Here is a 23,135-nt window from a genome sequence, read left to right on the forward strand (position 1 = left end):
TGTCCGGCCACCTGGGTTGAGTCAGGCGTTGAACTTACTTCAGTTCTCTGTACGAGATCAGCAGGGCGATCTGCCGCAGCAGGGGGTTGGCTTGGCGCACGGCCCAGTAGCGGCGAGCGACGCCGCGGTGCAGGGGGCGCATCAACCGGGCCTGGCAGAGCAGCTCCCGGGCATTGCTCCAGTCGCCGGTGGCAATGGCGGCTTCAGCCCCCAGGCGCAGTTGGTTGAAGCTGGATTGGGCGTTGCCCGGGTAGCCGATGCTGCTGGGCAGGGGTTGTGGCGGTTGTTGTTTCAGCTCGTTCAGCGCCACGAGCAGGGCGGAGGGGCTGAACCGTTGCCCGTAGCCCATCCACTCCAGCCAGCGCGGATCGGGTGCTGGGCCTTCGGCATCGAGGGCATCCAGGTTGGCCATGGCCTCCAGGGAGCGCCAGACACCACTGCCGGCATAGACGTGGCCCCCATAGGCCGGCTGCAGGCCCAGATCACTGATGGCAATCGCCCGGCAGCCGAAGTCAAGGGCGTCGAAGAATGCCGTTGAGGAGAGGGTGGCCAGCAGCCTGGCCTGCTTCAGCAGCACCGGCAGGGGGCGGTAGTCCAGCCGCAGGTTGGCCGGAGGTACCCCCAGGGTTTGCTTCAGGGTTGTGCTGATGTGGGTGTCGACGTCATGAAAGGTGGCGTCTCCCGGGGCGATCCGGGGTTTGATCAGCACCTCCCAGTTGGGGGAGCGGCGGGCCAGATCGCTGAGCAGGCGCACGAGCCGGGCTCGCTCGGTGGTCGATGCCGGCATGATCACCTGCTCGGCAAACACCAGTCGTCTCGGCCGCTGGGACAGAGGGGCCAGGTCTGGCGAGGGCGCATTGCGCCGTAGACCGGTGAGCACGGTGCGCTGCTGCGCAAACGGTGTCCCCGCCACCAGCTGCTTCAGGGCGTCCTGATCGCGCGGGCCGCTGAGGCAGATCAGGTCGTAGCCCAGCCTCCAGCTCAATCCTTCAATGAAGTGGTCCAGCACCACACCGTTGAAACCACAGAACAGCAGGGGGCGCTGGGGATTCCGCTGCAGGGCGAGGCGGATGTCGTTGAGCTTGCTGCCCGTCAGGAAGACGCCGATGGCATCAAAGCCCTGCAGCCGGCGGTCGCGCAGCAGCCGGGCCAGGCTCTGACGGTGCAGGGTGGCCCGCTGGGCGAGACGCTCCAACAGGGCCTGGGGGGTTCCATCCCGCGGAATCACGTTGATGGTCCAGTGCACGTGCAGTGCGATCGGCGCGCTGCAGAGGGCCTCGCAGGCCAGCAGTTGGCTGTCGCTGTCGGCCACCAACAGCAGCTTGAGCGTGGGCCGGGTGGGGATCGCCGTCATGGATTCTCCCGGCGGGCGATGGCGTTCAGGGCTGAGAGCAGGCGGTCGGGCCCATCGGCGATCGCTGCGCCCATGCCATCAAGCCAGGCCTGGTTGGCCATCGGCAGCTCGCTCACGGCATCGAGGTGGGGGATGCTGCGCAGGCGGTGCATGGCGCCGCAGCCGAAGAAGCCTGTCGTGTTCTGTTCATCGTGGATGCCGTAGTCGCCCACGATGATCGGGATGCGGCCCCAGGCCATGGCCGCCAGGCTCCAGGGTGAGCTCACCGTCAGGCAGGCGCTGCAGGATCCCAGCAGTGGCAGCAGCTGTTCAGGGGTGGCTTCCACCAGGTTGTCGGCCAGGGGGGCGTCAGGGGGTAGCAGCGGCGTCGTGCCGCTCCAGCTGTGATCGCGTTGCAACATCACGGTCCAGTGGGGCCGTTGCCTGGCCCAGGTGTTGAGTTGGCGCAGCAGCTGATCGCGGGCCCCCAGGTGGGTGGGGATCTGCTCCTGGATCAGGGCGAGCAGGAGGGGCTGGTCCGCCGGGGCAGACGGTGCTGTTCTGGCAAACCAAAAGCCCGTGCTTATCACGGGGGGCACCGGCAGGCTGGCGGGCCAGTTGAAGCTGAGCGATTGAAGTTGACGGAGCTGGTGGTCGCCGCTTACCAGCAGAAGATCACAGCCCAGGCGCAGGCTGAGATCGCGGATCAGGGCGTCCCCCACCAAGGGCACGAGGGGACCGCTGAACACCAGCGCTGGAGCCCGCCCGCGGGCGCTGCAGAGGCCTTGATAGCTGCGAATGAACGGCTGGAGCTGATCGGGGTTCTGCAGGAACAGGCCAATGGCGGAGACCTGATCCAACAGGGGATGGGTGGGCAGATGCTGCAGGGTGATCTCCAGCTGAGCTGCAGGGGTGGCCAGGGGCTGGTGACCCTGGAGTGGTGGCCCTGCCGTGATGCAGCGCTGCCCCTGCTGTTCCAGCGCTTCTGCCATCAGCCCGCAGGCCGAACGCTCCAGCCCTCCGTCGCTGACCAGCAGCAGGGTCATCGTTCCCGCAGCAGTTTGGAGAGCCAGCCGAAGCCCACCACGCTGTCGCGCAGGCTGCGCAGCATGCGCCGGGTGCGGTGACGTTTGCGCTGGCTGGAGCGGGCACCACCGGAGCTGAGCATGCGCCGGCCTCCGTTCTGCAAGGCGGCCTTCTGCCAGGCAGTGCTGCCCCAGCTCAGGGGGCCATGGCCGGAGTGTCCAAGGGGTGCCGCCGGTCTGTTCAGCCGGTCCACCAGGGCCGTGATGAAGCGATCTTCACCGTCCCGTTGCAACCCTTGCTGCTCGAGCCAGTGGGCATCGTGGATCAGTTCGAAGGGGTTGGCCTTGATCGCGGCAAAGCTGGCGATGGCCCCCGAACTGGCGAAGAAGTGGTTGCCAAGGGTTTCGGTCACCCCCAGATCACCGACGATGCGGGTACTGATGCCCATCGCCATCGATTCCATCGCCGCCGTTGACGAGACGGTGATGGCGCAACCGCACTGGCGCAGCAGCAGGGTGGCAGGTTTGAAACTCAGGCGCAGATTCGGCTGATCGCGCGTCATCTTGTCGATCACGCCGGCCATCTCCCCATGGCGACGATGCAGGGTGCTCTCGATGCTCGACGTGCGCGGTTTGAAGATCACGGGGTGATCGGGCCAGGCTGCGGCCAGCTCCCTGATCTGCTCACACAGGAACCTCCGCTGCAATGGATGCACCGGAATCGAGGGCTGCTCGAAGAACACGATCGAGGGGTGCTCCGGGGCTTCCGCGCGCTGTTTTGTGCGCCAGAGAATCGGCAGCCCCGTCACCTCGGCATTGCTGCTGTCGAGGCCCAGGGCTTTGCGGCCACGGCCGTAGAGGGCCAGATCGTCTGCACTGTTGAGGCAGAGCAGATCGGCGCCCGAGCGGTCCATCATTCCTTCAAGGCCGAAGCGGAACAGGATCCCCGGGTACGCGCTGACCAGGCGTGGGCGCTGCTCCTGATCGCCCCAGAGCGCCTTCAGCTGCAGCAGGGCATCGCGGCTTCGCTGACCGTCCAAACCCAGGATCAGCGCATCCATATTGCCCGTCATGGCCTGACAGAGCTGGCGCAGATCGTTCCAGTTTTGTTTCTCGATGCGGGTCTTGGGGTCGATCCGCCGAATTTCGAGCCGCTGGCGCCGGGAGAGAGCCCTGTTGTTCAGCTGCAGCAGCAGCAGGGTGGTCTCGGCGCCCTCACGCCGGCAGGCCGCCAGCATGGTCATGGCCAGCTTGCCGAAGGAGTCGAAGCAGGCGACGGCGGTGACCTTGCGGCCGGCGAGGCGCTTTGGTTCTTCGGGCGCCATCAACTTCGAGCCTTTCCTCGGCAAAATTACTCGGATTTCTGGGCCGCGATGCTGCGGCAGAGGGCCAGATCCTCGGGCGTGTCGATTTCCGGCCCCACCTGCTCCAGCACCACTGGCCTGGCTGGGGGACAGAAGCGGCTACCGCTGCGCCGGAATGCAGCAACGTCCATGGCGTAGATCGCGCCGGTTTCGAGAAACGCCGGTTCGAGGTCCTGGCGGCGCTGGCGGGGCAGCTCAGGGTTGTGGTTGATGCCTCGCCCATCGGCCCGCCAGAGGAAGCCATGCCAGGGGGTGACGGCGAAGCTGCTGTTGCAGTCGTCTTCCTTCAACGCGGCCAACACCGCATCGATCTGGACCCCGGTCGTGAAGGGGGAGGTGCATTGCAGGAACACCATCTCGGCCTCGAGAGGGCCCTGCGCTTCCAGCAGGTCGAGGGCATGCAGCAGCGCTGATTCCGAACTGGCCGTGTCGCCGGCGATGGCGGCAGGGCGTTGAATCACCCCGGCGCCCTCGGCTTCGGCGGCCGCCGCGATGGCGTCATCGTCGGTGCTCACCATCACTCGGCCCACGGCCTTGCTGGCTTGGGCTGCCTGGATGCTGCGGCAGACCAGGGGCACATTCCCCACCGTTTGCAGGTTTTTGCCTGGAATGCCCTTCGATCCACCGCGGGCGGGGATCAAGGCCAGCGCGCCATGGGGGACTGCCATCGGTGAAGATTCAGTGCGACCTGTCTTACCCGATGACCAGGCCTGCTGCTCTGCGGCTCGGGGTTCCGGCCCAGGGAATGCTTGCGCACCGCACACTCCCGCAGCTCCTGGCGCCGGACCGTTTGGTGCCGGGGCGTCGCCGAGATGTGGACGTGCTGTTGGCCTGGGGGCGGCGACCCAGTGCACTGCGGGTGGAGTGCCTGGCCCGCCAGTGGGATCTGCCGGTGTGGCATCTCGAGGACGGTCTGCTGCGCTCGGTGGCCAAGGGTCGGGAGCATCCACCGCTCGCTCTGTTGGTGGATGAGCTGGGGGTGCATTTCGATGCGACGGCCCCCAGTCGAATGGAGCAGTTGATTGCGGCCCCGATCACGGTGGCTGAGGCCGACCGTGCTCGTGCGTTGCAAAGGCTCTGGTGCGAGCAGCGGCTTAGCAAAGTGAATCCCCCGATGGAGGCGCAGGCTCCGCATGAGCCCTACGTGCTGGTGGTGGATCAATCCGCCGGGGATCGATCGATCGCGCTCGGCTTGGCCGATGCCAGCAGTTTTCGGCGGATGCTTCAGGCGGCTTTGGATGATCATCCCGACTGCACCGTGGTGCTGAAGGTGCATCCGGATGTGATCTCCGGCCGCGCCCGGGGGCATTTCAGTGGCAAGGACCTGGCCCACCCTCGGGTCCGCTTGAGTGCGGATGGTGGCCATCCGGCTCGGCTGCTCGAGCGAGCCCGGGCGGTGTATGTGGTCACGTCCCAGATGGGGTTTGAGGCTTTGCTCTGGGGTCGTCCGGTCCACTGCTTCGGTATGCCGTTCTATGGCGGCTGGGGGCTTACCCACGACCGATGCGAAGCCCCACTCCGGCGGCGCCAGGGCGCCAGCCTTGAAGCTCTGGTGCATGCCGCGCTGGTTGGTGCCTGCCGTTGCATCGACCCCCACCGGCATCAGCCCTGCAGCATCGAAAGCTTGATGGCCGCCATCGGTTTGCAGCGACGCCTGCAGGCCCAACAGCCGCGGCGGTGTGTGGCCTTCGGCTTCACCCCTTGGAAACAGCGCAATCTGCGCCGCTTTTTGGCGGGCAGTCAGGTGCGGTTTCGCGCCCGCTGGCGGCGAATTCCTCAGGGCGTTGATGCCGTGGTGGTTTGGGGGCGGCGGGCCCGACCGCGGCTGCTCGAGGCCGCCGCGCGGCGGCAGCTGCCGGTGCTCCAGGTGGAAGACGGCTTCCTGCGCTCGGTTGGACTCGGGGCTGATCTGGTGGATCCGGTGTCCTGGGTGGTGGATCACCAGGGCGTCTACTACGACGCCACCCGCCCGAGCGATTTGGAAACGCTTCTGGCGACGGGGCAGTGGACGCCAGCCCAACGCCAGCGGGCCGCGGCATTGCGTGAGCGGTTGGTGGAGGAGGCGATCACCAAATACAACCTGCAGGCGGAAGCTTGGATTCGTCCTGCTGGAGCGCACCGGGTGGTGTTGGTGATCGGTCAGGTGGAAAGCGATGCCTCGATCCGTTACGGGGCTCCTGGCCTGCGTACGAACCGGGCCTTATTGGAAGCGGTGCGGGCAGCCGAGCCGGAGGCCTACCTGGTGTACAAACCGCATCCTGATGTTGTGGCGGGGCTTTGCCGTGCTGGAGCCGGCGAGGACGATGCCGCTGAACTCTGCGATGAGGTGCTGACGCAGGGCTCCATCCAGCAACTGTTCACTCAGATCGATGCCCTGCATGTGCTCACATCCCTGGCAGGGTTTGAGGGCCTGCTGCGCGGCCTGGACGTGCATTGCTGGGGCTTGCCGTTCTATGCCGGCTGGGGCCTCACCCACGACCGAGAGCGTTGTGGCCGCCGTCAGCGGCAGCTGTCGCTGGATGAATTAGTCCATGCGGCCCTGATTGAGTATCCCCGCTATGTCAGTCGCGATAGCGGATGGTTCATCACGCCGGAGCAGGCCATCGACGATCTAGTGGCTTGGCGGGAGGCTCCCCCGCAGCGGCGCACGCTTGTGCAGGCCCTGTTCCGCCACTGGGGACGGCTTCGGCGCCGTTGAGCCGTGCCAGGATTTTGCCCATTCATGGGCGGGTCGCAGTTTGGGCAGGGGACGGGCGCCAGCTCTCGTGCAGGTTCGAATCGACGGACCGGTGCTGCTGTTGATGGGCCCCATCGGTCTGTTCTTCGCCCGCTTCTGCCGCTATTTGCAGGGGTGTGGCATCCCCGTCACCAAGGTGGCGTTCCCGCTGCGGGAATTCGGCTTCCCAGGCGATGTCTGCGTGCCCTACAGCAAGGGGATGGATTCCTGGCGCCCCTTCCTGCGTCGGCTGATTGAAGAAAGGGGAATTCGCCACATCTTTATGTATGGCGACTTCATCATTCCCCACCGGATCGCCATTGAAGAAGCTCGCGCCCTCGGCGTTGAAGCCTGGGTGTTTGAGCTGGGCTATCTGCGCCCGAACTACGTGACGCTGGAGCGGGATCGGGTCAATGCCCGTTCCAATCTCAACAAGCCTGCAGCCTTCTACCGGGAGCTGCCCCCGTGTGACCAGCTGCCCCAGAACATTGTTCTGGACCCCGGTTGGCGCTGGCGCAAGGCCTGGAAGGCACCGACTTTTATTCAGCATGCCTTCACCCGCTACCCGATCATCGAGGGGGAGCACAAGCTTCAGCCTTCACCGGGATTTCTCTGGTGCCAGGTGCGTGGCACCTGGCGCTACTGGCTTTACCGCTGGCAGGAAAAAGCGGTCAAGCAGCGGTTGCTTGAGCACTGCTCGTTCTTTCTCGCGGTTCTGCAGGTCTCCAGCGATTCCCAGATTCAAATGGGGTCGCCTTACCGAGGCATGCACGACTTCATCGAAGACGTGATTCGATCCTTTGCCGGCCATGCCCATGCCTCCGACCATCTGGCCTTCAAGCACCATCCCAGGGATCGCGGCTACAACAACTACGCCTCATTGATTCGGCTGCTCGCCAAGCAATACGGCGTTTCTGGCCGGGTGCATTACTTCCACGACGGCCCCCTCAGCCGCTATCTGCGCACCTGCCGTGGGGTGATCACGGTGAACAGCACCGTGGGGCTTCAGGCCCTGTTCCATGCGGTGCCCACCAAGACGATGGGAGACACCTTCTACAACCTGGAGGGATTGACGGACCAGAAACCCCTCGACAGGTTTTGGTGTGATCCCCAGCCCAGCGATCGAGCCCTTTTCTATCGCTTCTACAACCATCTGGTGCTCACCACGCAGGTGAATGGCAATTTCGATGGAGATTTCCCTTTCCGCACCACATTTCCGATCGGTCCGGAAGCCCGTCAGCTTCCCCCCACCCCCATGCTGCCGACCCCGAGCTCAGGCAAGTTGCGGAACCCTGTTTTGTTGCTGGGGCGGCTGCTTTCCCGGCTGACTTGGGCTGGCCTGGGATTCACCTTGTATGGCCTGCAGCTGCCGGCGATGCTGCTGCGGAGACCTGACTGGGCCGCTGCATTGATGACCATGGCCTCCTCCGTGGCCCTGCGGGCCCTGGGCATTCAGGTGGTGGTGGATGACAGCCAACCCTCGGAACCGGCCGGCATGCCTTTGGTGCACATCTTCAATCACCGCAGCCCCTGTGACGGCTTGGTGATTCAAGGGGTTCTGCGCATGCCGGGGCTGACCACGGCGCAGCTGCACCTGCGTTGGGTGCTGCCGGGCTATGCCGCTGCCGCCCGCAATGCCGGTTCTGCGGTGTTGGATCACCGCCAGCCCCAGTCGCGCCTGGCCGGAATGATGAGTGCCTCCACGCTGTTGCGTGACCACGGCGAAATCATGATTGCCCCCAACGGTTCGCTGGTGACACCGATCGAGGAGCGGGTGTCTCCCAGTGCCTGGATGCTGGCCCAGCATTACGGCGGCCGGGTGGTGCCCTGGTTCTTCAGTTACGACGGATTGGAGGGGGCCGTCGGTGCCCGCTACAAACCGCTGCAGCTGTTGCTGGGTCGTTTAACGGCACCGTTGGGCACGATTCACTGCCGCCGTGGTCGAGCCGATGATCTCCGCCTGCCCGATGATCCTCGCGACCGGGAGGGATTCAGCGCTGCTGTTCAGCAGTACTACCGGGAGCAGACAGCACAAGGCTGATGTTGTGACCGCCAAAGCCAAAGGCGTTCTTCAGCATCAGTCGCTCGGAGCTTGAAGCAGCCAGCTCTACGGGCCCCTGGCAGGTCACCGCGAGCTCCACTTCAGGGTCGAGGGGGTCGGAATTGATGCTGCGGGGCAGCACCCCTTGCCGCAGTGCTTGCACGCTAAGAATCGCCTCCACCGCTCCCGCGGCTCCCAGCAGATGGCCAAGCTGGCCCTTGGGGGCAAAGACGGGGATGTGATCCGCGGCAGCCCCCAGGCTGCGGCGCAGCGCCCTCGCTTCGGCGAGGTCTCCCAGGCTGGTTCCGGTCGCGTGGGCCTGAACGGCGCAGAGATCGCCAGGCTCAACCCCCGCGCGCCTCAAGGCATCTTCAATCGCCAGGCTGGCCTGCGTGCCCTGGGGTTCAGGCGCCACGATGTGATGGCCGTCGCTGCTGCTGCCGCAGGCCAGCTGCCAACCCAGGGCTGCACCGCTGGGGGTGTCCTCCTCCCGCATCATCGCGAGAACGCCGGCTCCCTCGGAAAGCACAAATCCATCCCGGTCTTCGCTGTAGGGCCGGGAGGCCTGGTCAGGAGCATCGTTTCGGGAGGACAGGGCCCGCATGGCGGAGAAGCCCACGAGTCCCAGTCGGTTCACCGGCGCTTCGGTGCCGCCGGCAAGCACGAGATCGGCCCGCCCGTCGTTGAGCAGCATCTGGCCCAGCATCATCGCTTCGGCTCCTGATGCGCAGGCCGAGACAGGGGTGTGCGCGCCGCCATGCAAGCCCAGGTCGATCGCGACCTGCCCCGCTGCTGCATCGGGGATCAGCATCGGCACGGTGAGTGGGTTGACCCGGCTCGGTCCTCCCGCGGTCAGTTGGTTGTGCTGTTCATGCATCGTGTGGAGCCCCCCGATGCCGGTGCCCAGCACCACGGCCACGCGGGCTGGATCAATCCCGCTGGTGAACGCGGAAGCCATGGCCCAGGCCTCCCTGGCGGCCAGAAGTCCGAGCTGGGCGCAGCGGTCGGAGCGCCGCAACAGCAGAGGTTCCAGGGATGCGGTCGCTGCCTCGGGCACGCAGCCCGAAATTCGCACAGGCAGGTCTTCGCTCCAGGCTTCCCTCAGAGCTCGGATGCCGGAGCGGCCAGCCAACACGCCATCCCAGGTGGCCGCGGCGTCACTGCCGAGTGGGGAGACGGAGCCCCAGCCCACAATCGAAACCCGCTGGGAGAGTTGCTGTCGCACTGCTGCCACTCTCAGGCGGTTTGGGAACTGGGGGGATCGATGTTGAGTGATTCCAGATGGCGCTGGATGTCACCCACCGTCTTGAACTGCAGGAGCTGCTCTTCTTGGATGCGGATGCCGAAGCAGGTATCGGCCTCGATCAGAATTTCGTAAAACCCGAGGGAGTCGATCCCGATGTCTTCCATCAGGCGGGCATCGGCGGTGATGACCGCAGGGTCGGCGCCGGAAATGCGATGCAGGATCTCGACAAGTCGTCCCTCCAGCTGATGCTTATCGGGAGTTCCCTCGGCCAACACCACCACCCTTTTAATCAGGCCAAAGTACCAGTGTCGCTTCGTTTATCCCTCGCCTCGGTACCAGCTGAACCGCTGGTAGACGGGTTGGTGGTCAACCTCGATGAAGAAGCCGAGCCGGTCCTTCGGCAGGGCTGAGAGGTCGGCGGCCATCAGGATCTCCGTGATCTGGTTGAAATCCTTCGCCAGAGAGAGGTCGCAGACCTTGGCTTCCATCAGGTTGAAGTATTGGCGCAACAGCACCGGCAGACGGAAGTCCTCGCTGTGCTCCTGGCGGATCGCCACTTCAAGAGCCTGAACGTTGCCGATCGGGTGGGTGCTGTCGCTGGGCTGGATGTCGTTGATCGGGTGACGCGGTGGCGGCAGTGCTGGGCTCGTTCTGCGGTACGGAGGCCGCATCAAGGCACTGAGGAAGGTTGTATTTACGGCGTCGCTGTGGGCGAAGTGGTTGTAGGAGACCAGTCCGTGCAGGATGCTGAATCCTGAGCGGGCTGCGATCAAGAGCCCGCCGCGGAACAAGGCCATCAGGGAATGCGGTTGGCGTTGAAAGCGGTGGGCCAGGGCCACCCGACCGATCTCCACGTGGTGGGTCTGCTCCGCCAGCATCATCTTGATGCCTGGGTAGACGTGCTCCAGGTAGGATTGCTGGGTGCCGGGCAGGTCTTCCGCTGCCGTGCCTTGGGGGATGAACTGCAGCCGGGCGGATCCGGCAAGGGTTCTGCTGCTGGGTTCCAGCAGAATCAGATGGTCGTAGGCCCCATCCCGGCCGTCGAGGTCCCGGGTGCTGCCAGATCCGGAGAGCTGCTGACGGTAAGTGGATTCCCGCAGGGTGCCGACCGCATCAGCAACGTCCTCAAATCTTGAGCCGGGGATCAGATGCAGCTCAAGACCGTCGAGATGGAACAACAGGCTTCCAGCCGAGTTGATTTGGCTCCAGCCCGGAGGGAGCAGGACGTCGTGCTGCGCTGCTGGTCCGGTCTGCGTCATGGCCCATATGCCTGAACCGCATTATGCGGGAAGATTGGCGTCCATTTGGCCGCTGTTTGAGATCCATCCATGGTTGTGCCCAAAAGGACAGGTTTTACCGCATCTGTTGCTATGGCGGTTGTGCTCGCGGTGCCTGGGTTGTTGGGCGTTGGTTTGAAGGCTGAAGAGAGGATTAACTGGCTGAAGACACCGACGGCTTCTACCAGGTCTCCTCAAGCTCCGCCACCGCTGCCATCCACGCCCAGCCTGCCCCCCCAGACCTATCGCTACCGCTTGGCGCCTGGGGATCGACTGGTGACATCGGTGTTCAAGATTGAGGGCTATGAGGCTCAGGTTCAGGTGTTGAGCGATGGCACCATCAACCTTCCGAGGCTTGGCACGGTTGAAGTATGGGGCTTGACCCTGGAGGAGGCTCGCCAGCGGATCAAGGCTGGCTACAGCCGATTCCTTCGTCGCCCCCTCGTCTATCTCGACCTTGTTCAGCAGCGACCGGTTCGGGTGACGGTGACGGGAGAGGTCCTGCGCCCCGGCGTGTTCACGCTGCCGGTCGACAGTCAGGGATCCATTGGCATATCCAGTGACGCGACGAGCGTCGGCGCCGATGGTGGCGGCTGGCCGACGATGATTGATGTGATTCAGAAGGCTGGTGGAATATCTGCCACAGGTGATCTGGCCCGTTTGGAGTTGCTGAGGCCGTCCCCCACTCCTGGTGGACCAACCCAGAGCTACGTCTTTAACTACCTCACCGTTCTGAAAGACGGAGGCTTTGCCCCCAATCCGTTGATCTATGACGGCGATAGCATCCGGGTCCACAAAGCAACATCACCGGTCAATGTCGACCTGCTGACGACTGCTGCCTCCAACTTCGCGCCCGCAGTGATCAATGTGCAGGTTGTCGGAGAAGTCTTCTCACCGGGAATGGTTCAAATTGGATCCAACGATCCGTTATCTCGCGCGATCCTGGCGTCTGGAGGTGTGACCCGCCGGGGCAGCGTGAAACGGGTTGAATTGATCCGAATGGACCGTGAGGGACGCACCACTGTGAAGCAGCTGCGTTACGACCCCAATGCTCTGCTCAGCAGTGCCAACAACCCGCCGCTGCGAAACGGTGATGTGGTGGTTGTGGACCGCAATACCTTCACGAAGGTCACCGACACCATGAGCGACGCCATGCTGCCGCTCGAGCCGATCGTGGATGCGGCATCGGTTTACCGGTTGCTGGGTCTCCCGATGCCGTCGAACGGTGGTCGCTGATTAGATCCCCAGTCGCTCCCAGATCACGCCCAGGTTCTCCTGGTGCAGTGCTGTGCTGAAGCAGTCGGCCAGCTCAGCTGCGCTGAGTCGGCTCGTCACATCCTCATCTGCTTCGAGGTTGGCGCGGAAGTCGCCGCCTGCAGTGTTCCAGGCTGTGTGGGCGTTTCGTTGAACGACCTGGTAAGCCTTTTCGCGGCTCATGCCGGTGCCCACAAGAGCGAGCAACACCCGCTGGCTGAACACCACACCGCCATACACATTCATGTTGCGGCGCATGTTCTCGGGGTAGATCCCAAGACCCTTCACCACGCTGGTCATTTCCCGGAGCATGAAGTGCAGGGTCACCGAGCAATCGGGAAGCATCATTCGCTCCGTGGAGCTGTGGCTGATGTCGCGCTCGTGCCAGAGGGCTACGTTTTCAAGGGCAGCAATGGTGTAGCTGCGCAGCACCCGGGCCAGACCGCTGATCCGCTCACTGCGGATCGGGTTGCGTTTGTGGGGCATGGCGGAGCTGCCCTTCTGGCCCTTGGCGAAGTTCTCCTCCACTTCCAGCACGTCGGTGCGTTGGAGGTTGCGAATCTCGGTGGAGAAGCGCTCCAGGGAGGCGCCCACCAGGGCGAGGGTCTGCACGTAGTCGGCATGGCGATCGCGGGAGATCACCTGGGTGCTGGCGGTGTCGGGGGTAAGCCCGAGGATCTCGCAGGCGATGGCTTCCACCTGGGGATCGGTGTTGGCATAGGTGCCCATGGCGCCGCTCACCTGGCCCACGGCCACATCTTTCTCAAGCCGCTCTAGTCGGATACGGTTGCGCTCGGTTTCCGCCAGCCAGCCGGCCACTTTGAACCCGAAGGTGATCGGTTCGCCGTGGATGGCATGGGAGCGGCCGATCATTTCGGTGCCCTTATGGGCCCGGGCCAGTTCGCGCAGGGCGTCGGCCAGGGCATCGAGTTCGGTGCGCAGAAGGGCCACGGAACGTTTCAGCTGCAGGGCTACGCCCGTGTCCAGCACGTCGCTGCTGGTCATGCCCACGTGGATGTGACGCCCGGCATCACCCACGTGCTCATTCACGTTGGTGAGGAAGGCGATCACGTCGTGGCGCACCTCGGCTTCAATTTCGAGGATGCGCTCAACCTCGAAGCTGGCTTTGGCCTTAATGGTGTCGAGGGCCTCCTGGGGCACTCGACCCAGGCGACAGTTGGCTTCTGTGGCGGCGATTTCCACGTCAAGCCAGCTCTGGAACTTCGCCTGCTCACTCCAGACGGCTCCCATCTCGGGAAGGGTGTAACGCTCAATCACCGGCGCGCTCGGTTGAACAACCCAACAAATCTATGCTGCGACGTTCAGGCAAAAAAAAAGCCCCTTCCGTAGAAGGGGCTTTGAAGTGATAAAAATCAATCGGCAAAGTCGATTTCGATTCCTTTGAAATCTTCCTTCTGAAGTTTGTTATACCCAAACTTCTGATCGTTGATGATGAGCTTGTCTTTTTTATCGAAGTTTTCGATGGTAAGTCCCCCTTTCTTGAAGTCCTTGAAGTTTTTGAACTCGACTTTATCTTTGCCCCCTTCGCCAAGATCAATAGTGGAATCTCCGCCTTTGAACTTGAGCTTGGTGTTACCGCCAAAGGTCACAGTGTCTGAACCTTTTCCTGTTTTGATATCGACACCTTTAAGTTTTGTTTTGCTTCCAAACTTAATAGAATCAGACTTTTTTGTACCTTTGATTCAGTGTCAATGTAAGTTCCAGTTCGGGCTTGGAAATTCAGATCACCCTTGCCAGTTGCTTTGAAGGTTGATTTTTCAACTTTAGTAGCTTCAATACCGATTTCAAGCGTTTCACCCTTCTCAGTAGCCGCTTTGATGCTGGCATTCTTGAGGGGCTTTGAAGCAATGATGCCGGTAGGCCCATCAATGATTTTCGCTTCAAAGCCTTTGCTGGCGCTGCCAGTGAACAGAAGCTCGGCGAAAGAGTCAGTCGTAACTATCTCTGGAGGATTGGATCCTTCATCGATAATGACGGGTGGCTGAACAGACATCGTGAGTTAGGCGATGCGGTGAATGTAGCCCCCGGAAGTGGGTATTGGTGCTCATGAGGACGTTTCGGCAACCGTCTTTGCCTGTGTCGGTCATTGAGTCTCGTGCGGCACTGGTTCAGATCGTTTGATGCGACTGGGAATTGAGTGATGGGTGACGCTCGTCAGCGAGCGGTCAGGTTTTGCTGACTTTGGTGAGCTGGCAAAACAGGGTGTCGAAGTTTTTCAGTGCCACCTTCTGGCTGAAGCGTTGTCGCACAAGGCGTTGTCCTGCTTCTCCCAGTCGTTGTTGGAGTTCGGGTTTGTTCAGGAGCTCAAGAACGAGTTCGGCTAGCCCGCGCACATCCGAAAAGCTGTAGAACAGTCCATTCTCGTTGTCTGAAAGCTCAAGGCTTAGGGCGCTGCCGAGGTTGGTAATCACCGGAGCACCGCAGGCCAGAGCTTCAAGGTTGCTCCACGAGAGGGTGTAGGGATAGCTCGGGGCGAGGTGACAGGCGCTGCACTGAAGCAGCGTCACTAGGGAGGTGTGGTCGAGCATTCCAAGTACGCGGATGCTGCTGCGATCGGTCTGATTTGGTAATGCTGCAAGGGAATCCTCTAAAAAGCTTGTACCAATGGGTGTCTCAATGCCGTACCCGGGAGGGTCGCAATCACCTACTAAGAGAAGTTGGGCATCGGGTCGCTGTTCCAGCACCAACGGCCAGGCCTTTAGTACCTCGCGGATTCCCTTCAGCGGTTCCAGCGTTCTGGCCACGAACGTGACCAAGGGTTCCCCGGCTGAGAAGTAGTTCGCCCCGTACTGAAGCTGTGCCTGGCGGTTGGTTCCGTAATTGTCTAAAGGCAGACCTTCAGGTTGAACAATGATTTTCTGTCGGAGATGTGGTGGAAAGCTGGATTTTTGGCTGCGGCTGGCCACCAGAGCCGCTTGGCTCAGGTGGATCGCCTTAGCGGATATTGCGTTGTCTGCCGTAAAAAAATCTGGATCTGATATGTCGTCAGGCAAGGCAGGATCAAAGCCAAAACCAAGAGACTTGGCTGATCCCCAGAGTTCCGGCATCACCACCAATGGGACTTCTTCCCAGATCCCACTCAGGTGCAACGCCTCCCCCCAGCCGCTGTGTGCGATCACCACATCCGGAGAATGGCCGTTGTTGCGGAGTTGTTGGCAGAGTGCAGCAACGATCCGTCCGCGATCGTCCTTACTGGGTTGACTGTCTTTTGGCCAGGTGTAGCGAAAATGTTCAAGTCCGCTCCAAGCTGTTGAATCTTTAGGAGGAGTTGTGTAAGCAATAGCTGTTAATTGGTGACCTTCGGCGAGCCAGGCAGGGCCAAGATCCCTGAACTGGGCGGGAAAGTTCTGGTGGATCAATAGCAGATGCATGGGTGTCACCTTATTGCCTATGAGTGCGGCGGATGACCCGTACCATTGAGGGCCTTATAAGTTAGAAGTTCATGGGTCTGCGCACCTGGGTCAAGCAGCAGCTGGGGATGGCGCCACTCCCTGACGCGGTTGATTTGTTGGGGGCGCCTTCGATCTCTATGCCTGCGCCCAAGTGGATGGGTCTTGACCTAAGCATTCCCGACCGCTCTTGGTCTGTGGCTAGGTTGGAAGCATTGTTCTGGGACGCCGCCCAGCTCCCTACACCAAGCAGTCTGCAGGCGGCGCGGGTGGCACGGCATCGTTTGTCTCAATTCTGGCTAACGGCGCCGGTGGACCAGCTTGAGTTCCTCTACGTCAGCCCCTTGGGGGACTTGCAGCGGATGCTGTTGGAAGGACCGCTGCCGCGTCAGCCTTTGGCTGATGATGAACGTCAGTGGAGGGAATTGCTCGCAGAACGGATGGTGCAGCCAGAGCAGCATTCCAGGCTGCTGAATCTGCTGCTGGCTCTCATGCCTTACACAGGTCCCGATAAATTCAAACTGTCGCAGGCTGAAACCTTGCTGCCGGAGTGGCTTGTTTTGGACTACGCGACTCATTGTGATCCAGCTCTGAAGCTTCGGCTGGAGGGCCCTGCTGGTTATCTCAATCCAGCGGCTGAATCAGTAGGTGAAGCAAATGGTTCAGGTGATCCCGCTCTGCAGGATTTTGAATTGCCCGTGCTGTGTCAGCAACGGGGTGAAGAGGCATTGGCAGTGCTCAGCGATGCTGAAGTGGTGCGCAAGATCAAAGCCCTGATCACGTTGTATGGCCTGGCTCCTGATGACCAGGAGACTTTGGATGAACTAAGCGGTTTGCGGCGAGTGTTGGCGCAGTTGTGGCTTGATGTTGACGCTTCAGACCTTGAGGATCTGTTCAACACCGATGTGGGTGAGATCACCAGCCAGCTGATTAGCTCTGGTTTTGGTGCTGTGCTGGTGAATGCAGATGATGAAATGACCAGACCGCAACTCAAACGTTGTGCCGAGCAGCTGGATGTAGCCGAGCCTGACTATCAGGGTTTGATTTTTGCAACCTTGTTGTATTTCCCGGCCAACAAAATCGAATTCGATCAAGTGGAAGGTCTGCCGAATTGGTTGGTTGAGGCTCTAGGACACCTCTAAGGCGTATACGGCAGGGGGCTTGGGGTGTTGCCGGCCAGAAGCTGCGACACCCTCTCCTCCACCCATTCGTCAAACAGCTCATCAAGTAGTTCGTTGCGTGTTGCGTCGTTGAGTCGCGCACCCTCCCATTGGTCGAGCCGCAGAATCAACCAGATGTTCTCCAGGAAAAAAGGAGGCCAGAGTTGTCCTGGTTGGCTGGTGCGCAGCTTGTTCGCCACGGTGGGATGAGCCTGGGTAACGGGCACCGGGCCGATGCTGCCGCCGCTGCTTTGTTCAGCCCCCTCCGAGAACTCAGCCGCCAGCTGCTCAAAGCTGGCTTCAGCTTCTTGAAGACGTTGATGCAGCTCGAAGGCCAGGTCGCCATCACTAACCCGGATCAGCGAGTAGCTGATCTGATCGCGGTCCAGTTTGGTTTCAAGAAAGCGCAGGCTCACATCGTTACTGAACACCTGTTCCTGGAACCGTTGCAGGCGTTCGCCTTTGGTGGAGAAATAGGTGAGATCGGCCTGGCTCCAACCCTTGATTTTGAGGAATTGCTCTAGATCACGCTTATCGTGAATCTCCTGCTGCGCCACATAGGTGCGCACCGCTTCCATTTCCTCGTCTTGGCTGAGGTTCACGGCCTGACAGATCTCGTCGTAGACCGCGGCCTGGGCGATGGCGAGGCAGAGGCCCTGCTGGCGTGCCAGTCGATTCAGTTCTTCTGGCGATGCCCAGGGAACCCCCGGCATAAGTTCGATCCAGCCGTTGTGATTGGCAGTTGAGGAGGCCGGCATCAGGCGTGAAACTCGTTCCAGACCAGCCAGTAGACCAGATAACCGACCGGTGGCACCAGCAATAACGGCAGAACGGCAAAGGCTGACAATATTGGTTCGCCGGCCAGCAGTGGTATCGACCAGATCAGCAGATACAGAATCACCACTAGTCCGATGCGTTGGCGCTTCTGTTTGAGCCAGGCCCAGAGCCGGCGGCGGCGCAGATGGAATAGGGCCTGGCGCGAGCGACGTTCGCTGGGGAGGAAGGTCCAGAGCGGATGGATAGGGATCTCGCTGTTGTGCTGCAGTTGCGACGTGATCGAACGATGCTTCAGAGCTGACATGCTTTCGTTTTTTTCATTAGCGCAGCCTCTCCAGGCTGCGTAGGCGTTTCTCCATGGCGCCCGTGATCGTGGAGATGAAGCGGCGTTCCCTCAGGAACACATCGGCAGTGAGGCTCATGCCGGGTTGCAGAGGTACATTGCGTCGGCCTGCCTTCAGGGTCTGACGTTCCAGCTTTAGAACAGCGGGGAAATGCAGCCCCTGGGCCGATGTGCCTAGAACCCGTTGCTGCTCTTCCGAGGTGAGGGCATCTGAGCCGATGCGTTGCACGGTGGCAGGGATGAAGCCGTACTCATCGCGGGGAAATGACGTTAGCCCCACATCGGCCCGTTGGCCGGGTTGGATGAAGCCGATCGCGGAGTTGGGCAGATAGACCTTGGCCTGGAGAGGACCTGCCGGAATGATCTTCAGCAGGGGCTTGGCTTCGCCTTGGGGTTGCACCACACTGCCGCGGCTGACGCTGACATCAAACACGGTGCCCCCTACCGGTGCTGTGACCTCGATGTTTGAGATCAGCACATTGGTTTGTTCAATCTCTTCGCTGAGGTCCGCAATGGCCCTCAGGTTGGTTTCAATGGCCTTGCGCAGCTCAGCCTCATTCCCCGAAATGGTGGCCCTGGCTGTGGCTTCGAGGCGAGCCACTTCCCGCTCCTCGGCCTGCACTTCGCTGCGGAGTTTGTCCACTTTGGCTTGGGATTCCAAAGCTTGGAGTGCACTGGTAGCGCCATCGGCAAGCAGGCTCTGGTAGCGCTGAGCAATGTTCTCTGCTGTCGCGAGTGCCTGATGCAGGCCTTGTAGGCGCACTCGGCTGCGGGCCAGGGCCTCGCTTGCTGCGTTGTTCTCGCCGGTTTGCTGGCGGCGCTGGTTGAGCAGCTGCAGTTGTTGATTGGCGGTGAGCTTCGCGGCGTCTTGCTCCCCCAGGATCACGCGGTTGATCGCCACTTGGTTCTGAAGGCGGTCGCGGTTGCTGCGGGCGGCCTCCAAACGCGCATTAGCAGCGCGCGAATCAAAGCGAAGCAGCACGTCGCCCTGCGCGACCCGCTCTCCATCGTTAACCAACACGGTCTCGACGACCCCTGGGACCAGGGCTTCGATGTCCTGCACCGCCTGAATCGGTTGCAATTTGCCTGATACGGCTACGGTTTCCTGAAGTGGTGCGATCGCCGACCAGACGCCTGCAAAGGTCACGCTCCCTACGAGGCTCCATACGAGCACATTGCGGTTGCGATTGGTTTTCTTGAGCAGCACCGGCTGGCTGAAGCTCCAGGGCTTTGGTGTTGGCTCAACTGTGTTCGATGGTTCCTCGATGAAAGGATTGGGGCGTTGTTCTGGCTGCGGTTCGATGGCTGCCATTACTGACCTACCGAGATCTCTTGTTCGCTGGGTTGCAAGTCAATTTCTTCCAATTCTCCTAATCCGAGGATGTGAAGAGTCCGTTGCAACAGATCTCTGCTGACGGAGCCGGATGTGCGGCGGAGTTGCCGCTGAATCGAATCGACTTTGAAGCCCATCTGTTTGCTAATGGAGTTCAGATAAGTATCAGCATTTTTGCAGAGATCGTGTTCATATTCCAGGCTTATGTTGCAGTCAATTCTTGTTGTCTTGTTCAGCGTAACTTCCAGGAGGTGGCACTGGCTAAGGATGATGCGCAGTTGGTCGATCACCATCAATTCGAGCTGAGGATAAGCTGCTAGTTTTTCAACTAAATTGGTGTCGAAACTTTTTTGATCATCGTCGCTGCTGATGTGGGTTGGAAGTCCCATGCTGTTGAACAGGCGAGAGATCGCCTGCTTCAATTTGTGTTTCCGCTTCAGCTGAATAAGGTGGAAACCCTCAGGGCTATGTGTCTGAATGAGTTGTAGAAATCTGGCCGACAGCTCGGTGTAGGAGGCGCTGAGGGCTTGCTGTTTGGGTGTGCAAAAGAATCCAAGCCAGCCGATGTAATCAGCCATGAGTTTGAACACACTGCAGGAAGCTTGGTTGTGTTGTTTGAGGGTGTTGGCGAGTTGTTGGTGTAAGTCTTGCGGTGGGATGCCGTTGTTAAAAATGCCGGTGAGCGGGGGGATGAAAGACTCCGTGGGTTGATAAGGGAGCTGCCAGGCGGATGCGATGTCCTGGCAGAGCAGCGTGGAGCCTGTGCGTTGGGTGGTGAGGATCAGGATCAGTGGTTTGGACAGCATGGGCCACTGGGCTGGATCCACGCAGCCGGCGTAACGCTCCATGGTTGGACGCAGGTGCGCGAACTGCTGTTCGCTGTGAATGAGCTGGATCGGTGCCATTAGCTCAATCCCTCCTCGCTCTGGCTCTGATAGAGGGCGTAGTACCAGCCTTCTTGTTCCATGAGAGCTTTGTGTGTGCCCACTTCCATTACAGCTCCCTGGTCCATCAGCACAATCATGTCGGCCGGCCGCACGGTGGAGAGGCGGTGGGTGATGAAGAAGACGGTGCGACCTCGAAAGGCCTCAAATAGGTTCATACACACCTGGCGCTCGGTGCGGGCGTCGAGGGCACTGGTGGCTTCATCAAGAATGAGCATGCGTGGGTTCTGCAGCACCGCCCTGGCCAGGGCCATGCGCTGGCGCTGGCCACCGGAGAGTCCGGCGCCTCTCTCGCCCACTGAGGAGTTGTAACCCTGGGGCATGGCCATGATGAACTCGTGAGCGCAGGCCACCTTGGCAGCGCGGATCAATTCATCGGCGCTGGCATCGGGCTTCACCATCAGCAGGTTGTCCTTGATCGTGCCGTCGAAGAGCAGCGAATCCTGTGGGACGACACCGATCTGGCGGCGCAGGGAGTACAACTCAACTTTGTTGATGTCCATGCCATCAATCAGCAGGCGGCCAGCATCTGGCTCGTAGAAGCGAGGCAGCAATTTGAGAATTGTTGATTTCCCGGACCCGGAGCCTCCCACCATGCCCACAAAGGTGCCCCGGGGCACCTCAAGGGATACGTTATGGAGAATCTGGGGACCGCCGCTGCTGTAGCTGAAATCCACGGATTGGATGGAGACATTACCGGCTATCGGCGGCATCGGGATGTTGCTGGCCTGTAGGGCGGACTGTTCCGTGGGCCTGTCAACAACATCGGCAGCAAGCTGCAGGTTGCGGCTCTGAATCTTGAATTGCTGCCAGGTCTGCACCAGCTGGATCATCGGGCCTGTGACTCGGCCGCCTAATATTCGGAAAGCAAATAATGCTCCGATGCTGAGTTCACCTTTGCTGATTAGGTAAATCCCCACAACCATTAAGGCGATCTGGGTGAGTTCGCTAATGAACTTGGCGAGTGCTCCGATCGTTTCACTGCTTACCTTGAGCTTGAAATCTTCGCCGATGTAGCGGGAATATCGATCTTGGAACTGCCAACGGGTTTTGAGTTCCGCATTCTGAGATTTGATCGTCTGGATGCCGGTGATCGCCTCGGTGAGATAGCTGTTGGTGCTGATGGCTTCCTGCACAGTTCGTCCGATCTGATCGTCGATCAGGGGATTGGCGATGAACGCCAGCACGATGAACAGTGGTAATGAGCTGAGGGTGATCAGGGTGAGGGTGGGGCTGATCCACCAAAGCACTACTAGGAAGAAAAAACTAAATCCAAAATCAAGGATTGAGGTGAGTGCCTTGCTGATTAGGAAGTCGCGCAGCTGATCAAGTTTGGTGAAGTAGTAGGTGATCTGGCCTACAGGCCGTTCATCGAAAAAGCCTTGGGGAAGACGCACCATTCGATCAAGGATCGTTTCGCGCGTGTCCATGTCCACCCGGTTGGCCACTCCGGTGAAGATCAGGCTTCGCAGCACGGATACCACCGCTTCCATGACGCAGGCGGCGATGAGGATGATGCCAATGCTGATGACACCGTTGATCGAGTCAGTGCCCCCGCCCTGCGCCTGAACCATGCGGAAAATGCCGAGGCCGATCACGAGACCGAGCACGGTTGTGATTGCGGTGCAGGCGAGCACCTGGATGAGTTCCTGGCGATGGGGGGCCAGGTAGGGGCCATACCATGACCAGCTGAAGCGCCGCTCCTTGCTGCCGGGGCGGCGACGGAAGAGCAGCAGCTGCATCCGTTCGGCACCCGGTGCAATCAGCGCTGTGGGGGGGACAAGCAGGGGGCCCAGTTCTGGCTCGAGCAGGCGTAGACGGCCATCGGGTTCGATGCCTTCCAGCACGGCGAAATGGCCTTGGTGCTCTAGAACAGCCGGAGTTGGCACCCGCGCCAACTGGCCCATGGGGATTTGGCTGAGGGAAGCGGAAAGATCGAGGCTGCTGATCAGTTGGCCGATGTTGAACAGATTGAGTTGGGGCTGCCGCTCCAGCACCGCATTGATCTGATCGAGCAGGTTGTCGCGATTGAACGGCACACCCATATGCAGGGCGATGGCCTGGCAGATGGCCAGCGGAATGTCGCGGGGGCCGCTGGCCCGCGGCAGCTCGAAGAACTCAGGAGTAACCGTTGTGGATCTGGCTTGTTCAGCTGCTGCAGCCACGAGCTGGCCCATTTCTGCCTTCACTAGGGCCTGCTCGCGCTGCAGCCGGGGATCGGGCAGCCAGATCAGGCGTTGATGGCGAGAACTGGGTTGCGTGTCAGAGCCCCAGGGCGTGCCATCGGGCCAATACCACTGGCCGGGGGCCTCCAGGTCTGCGGGAGTGGGATTCACATCCACAAGCCAACGCAGCTGAGGCATCAGCCGTTTCCACTGCTCCAGCTGCTTCGCGCGTTCCTGATTGGCGTGGCTGAGTTGCTGAAGCAGATGAACAGCTTCGATTGCTGGAGTTTGCTTGGCGCAGAACTGTTCCAGTTCGGGAGTTTTGCCCCAGAGCTCATCGACTGCTTCGGCAGAAAGGTGCCAGACCGTAGTGGGTTCAGCCGCTCGCAGAACCTCGATCGGACGTTGATGCAGCCAATTGAGCCAGCCCACCAGTTCTCCGTCCCGGTGGCGCTGGACAGTGCACCATTGCTGGCTGGGAGGAAGTGCAGCAAGGCTGCGCAGGCTGCCGTCCTTGATCAGCAGCCATCCACCTCGAAGGTCGATTTCAGTACCAGTGTCTAATTTTTCGGCTGTTCCAAGGCCCTTGATCAGGCTGTGGAGCAATTCAGATTGCGTTGTTGATTCGCTCACCACAGGGCTGGATCGTCTAGCGAATTAACCGTCAAGTTACTTGGAATACACATGGCTCTCATCGCAAGTTGCGCCGGGTTTTCGGGTCTTCCCCCAAACCGGGGACAAAATCGC

At 60.9% G+C, this 23,135-nt stretch carries 20 protein-coding genes; 4 read left to right on the forward strand and 16 right to left on the reverse strand.

From position 1 onward, the window contains the following. Positions 1 to 34: 34 nt before the first annotated feature. From SynRS9902_RS02980 to SynRS9902_RS02995, 4 genes are read right to left on the reverse strand one after another with little or no spacing between them, the layout of a single operon-like run. The gene (locus SynRS9902_RS02980; RefSeq protein ID WP_186509920.1) at positions 35 to 1,354 is read right to left on the reverse strand and encodes a DUF6716 putative glycosyltransferase; all 1,320 of its coding nucleotides are present in this window, start codon (positions 1,352 to 1,354) and stop codon (positions 35 to 37) included. After that, positions 1,351 to 2,379, reverse strand: a complete 1,029-nt coding sequence (locus SynRS9902_RS02985; RefSeq protein WP_186509921.1) for a DUF6716 putative glycosyltransferase — start codon at positions 2,377 to 2,379, stop codon at positions 1,351 to 1,353. Before SynRS9902_RS02985 ends, SynRS9902_RS02980 begins: the two co-directional genes overlap by 4 nt. Continuing rightward, positions 2,376 to 3,683, reverse strand: a complete 1,308-nt coding sequence (locus SynRS9902_RS02990) for a DUF6716 putative glycosyltransferase (protein ID WP_186509922.1) — start codon at positions 3,681 to 3,683, stop codon at positions 2,376 to 2,378. Before SynRS9902_RS02990 ends, SynRS9902_RS02985 begins: the two co-directional genes overlap by 4 nt. 26 nt (positions 3,684 to 3,709) lie before the next feature. Beyond that, positions 3,710 to 4,390: a cytidylyltransferase domain-containing protein gene (locus tag SynRS9902_RS02995; RefSeq protein WP_186509923.1), complete on the reverse strand. Its 681-nt coding sequence runs from the start codon at positions 4,388 to 4,390 to the stop codon at positions 3,710 to 3,712. A gap of 32 nt (positions 4,391 to 4,422) precedes the next feature. Between SynRS9902_RS02995 and SynRS9902_RS03000 the strand changes: the two genes are divergently transcribed. Further along, positions 4,423 to 6,420 carry a capsular polysaccharide biosynthesis protein gene (locus SynRS9902_RS03000; RefSeq protein WP_186509924.1) on the forward strand — a complete coding sequence of 666 codons (1,998 nt, stop codon included), beginning with the start codon at positions 4,423 to 4,425 and terminating at the stop codon, positions 6,418 to 6,420. Between the two features lie 67 nt (positions 6,421 to 6,487). Continuing rightward, positions 6,488 to 8,479: a capsular biosynthesis protein gene (locus SynRS9902_RS03005; protein ID WP_255446181.1), complete on the forward strand. Its 1,992-nt coding sequence runs from the start codon at positions 6,488 to 6,490 to the stop codon at positions 8,477 to 8,479. On the opposite strand, the gene SynRS9902_RS03010 is transcribed toward SynRS9902_RS03005, so the two are convergent. Genes SynRS9902_RS03010 through SynRS9902_RS03020 form a run of 3 tightly spaced genes read right to left on the reverse strand, consistent with a single transcriptional unit; the run spans position 8,430 to position 10,984 of the window. Beyond that, entirely contained in the window at positions 8,430 to 9,704 is a 1,275-nt protein-coding gene (locus SynRS9902_RS03010; protein ID WP_255446182.1) for a beta-ketoacyl-[acyl-carrier-protein] synthase family protein, read from the reverse strand. The genes SynRS9902_RS03005 and SynRS9902_RS03010 overlap by 50 nt on opposite strands. Positions 9,705 to 9,715: 11 nt before the next feature. Then, entirely contained in the window at positions 9,716 to 10,000 is a 285-nt protein-coding gene (locus SynRS9902_RS03015; protein ID WP_255446259.1) for an acyl carrier protein, read from the reverse strand. A gap of 42 nt (positions 10,001 to 10,042) precedes the next feature. Further along, the gene (locus SynRS9902_RS03020; protein WP_186509927.1) at positions 10,043 to 10,984 is read right to left on the reverse strand and encodes a GNAT family N-acyltransferase; all 942 of its coding nucleotides are present in this window, start codon (positions 10,982 to 10,984) and stop codon (positions 10,043 to 10,045) included. 111 nt (positions 10,985 to 11,095) lie between these two features. Between SynRS9902_RS03020 and SynRS9902_RS03025 the strand changes: the two genes are divergently transcribed. Beyond that, positions 11,096 to 12,238 carry a polysaccharide biosynthesis/export family protein gene (locus SynRS9902_RS03025; RefSeq protein ID WP_186509928.1) on the forward strand — a complete coding sequence of 381 codons (1,143 nt, stop codon included), beginning with the start codon at positions 11,096 to 11,098 and terminating at the stop codon, positions 12,236 to 12,238. On the opposite strand, the gene purB is transcribed toward SynRS9902_RS03025, so the two are convergent. The 4 genes from purB to SynRS9902_RS03045 form a co-directional block, all read right to left on the reverse strand. Then, positions 12,239 to 13,534 (reverse strand): adenylosuccinate lyase, encoded by a 1,296-nt coding sequence (purB, locus tag SynRS9902_RS03030; RefSeq protein ID WP_186509929.1) that lies wholly within the window; start codon positions 13,532 to 13,534, stop codon positions 12,239 to 12,241. Positions 13,535 to 13,629: 95 nt separating this feature from the next. Further along, complete coding sequence (locus tag SynRS9902_RS03035; protein WP_186509930.1) at positions 13,630 to 13,866, reverse strand: hypothetical protein; 237 nt, start codon at positions 13,864 to 13,866, stop codon at positions 13,630 to 13,632. After that, a complete protein-coding gene (locus SynRS9902_RS03040) occupies positions 13,863 to 14,270 on the reverse strand; it encodes a hypothetical protein (protein WP_186509931.1) in 408 nt (135 codons plus the stop codon). Before SynRS9902_RS03040 ends, SynRS9902_RS03035 begins: the two co-directional genes overlap by 4 nt. A 172-nt stretch (positions 14,271 to 14,442) precedes the next feature. After that, positions 14,443 to 15,648 (reverse strand): glycosyltransferase, encoded by a 1,206-nt coding sequence (locus SynRS9902_RS03045; RefSeq protein WP_222929474.1) that lies wholly within the window; start codon positions 15,646 to 15,648, stop codon positions 14,443 to 14,445. Positions 15,649 to 15,719: 71 nt separating this feature from the next. Between SynRS9902_RS03045 and SynRS9902_RS03050 the strand changes: the two genes are divergently transcribed. Next, positions 15,720 to 16,808, forward strand: coding sequence for a hypothetical protein (locus tag SynRS9902_RS03050; protein WP_186509933.1), 1,089 nt, complete (start codon positions 15,720 to 15,722; stop codon positions 16,806 to 16,808). Here SynRS9902_RS03050 and SynRS9902_RS03055 read toward each other — a convergent pair. Genes SynRS9902_RS03055 through SynRS9902_RS03075 form a run of 5 tightly spaced genes read right to left on the reverse strand, consistent with a single transcriptional unit; the run spans position 16,805 to position 23,021 of the window. Further along, a complete protein-coding gene (locus SynRS9902_RS03055) occupies positions 16,805 to 17,584 on the reverse strand; it encodes a peptidylprolyl isomerase (protein WP_186509934.1) in 780 nt (259 codons plus the stop codon). The genes SynRS9902_RS03050 and SynRS9902_RS03055 overlap by 4 nt on opposite strands. Next, a complete protein-coding gene (locus SynRS9902_RS03060; protein WP_186509935.1) occupies positions 17,584 to 17,907 on the reverse strand; it encodes a hypothetical protein in 324 nt (107 codons plus the stop codon). Before SynRS9902_RS03060 ends, SynRS9902_RS03055 begins: the two co-directional genes overlap by 1 nt. 16 nt (positions 17,908 to 17,923) lie before the next feature. Beyond that, complete coding sequence (locus tag SynRS9902_RS03065; protein WP_186509936.1) at positions 17,924 to 19,258, reverse strand: HlyD family efflux transporter periplasmic adaptor subunit; 1,335 nt, start codon at positions 19,256 to 19,258, stop codon at positions 17,924 to 17,926. After that, positions 19,258 to 20,184, reverse strand: a complete 927-nt coding sequence (locus SynRS9902_RS03070) for a hypothetical protein (protein ID WP_186509937.1) — start codon at positions 20,182 to 20,184, stop codon at positions 19,258 to 19,260. The genes SynRS9902_RS03065 and SynRS9902_RS03070 overlap by 1 nt, the downstream gene beginning before the upstream one ends. Beyond that, positions 20,184 to 23,021, reverse strand: a complete 2,838-nt coding sequence (locus SynRS9902_RS03075; protein WP_255446184.1) for an ABC transporter transmembrane domain-containing protein — start codon at positions 23,019 to 23,021, stop codon at positions 20,184 to 20,186. The genes SynRS9902_RS03070 and SynRS9902_RS03075 overlap by 1 nt, the downstream gene beginning before the upstream one ends. Positions 23,022 to 23,135: the final 114 nt, after the last annotated feature.

The organism is Synechococcus sp. RS9902, assembly GCF_014279635.1.
In the GTDB taxonomy this organism is placed as follows: domain Bacteria; phylum Cyanobacteriota; class Cyanobacteriia; order PCC-6307; family Cyanobiaceae; genus Parasynechococcus.